Genomic DNA, 359 nt, shown 5'->3' on the forward strand with positions numbered 1-359 from the left:
AATTGCAATGGTTGAGTAATTCAAGAACCAACCCAAACCAGAGCCATGATAAATAAGCCGCCAAAACAAAGTTCACCCTTCAGCAACAAACCAAGCTTTTGGAACAGACAAGTTCAACGGGCGAAAAATTCAGCAAGTGCAAAACGCTCGATAAATTTGCCCTTTCCACACTTTGCGCACGCTGAATTGACAATAAAACAGCACCAAAACTCATTGAGGCAAACAAAGAACCTTGCCTGTTTTACGGCTTGAGTAAACCACGAATCTGAGGATGAAAGTGCTCATTTGCCGACAACACAAAACGAATGGCCGGAGAAATCTAAAAAGATTGAACCCCTAAATTTACCTGAGTTGCATAA

Source organism: Vibrio sp. ZOR0018, assembly GCF_963865925.1.
GTDB lineage: Bacteria > Pseudomonadota > Gammaproteobacteria > Enterobacterales > Vibrionaceae > Vibrio > Vibrio anguillarum.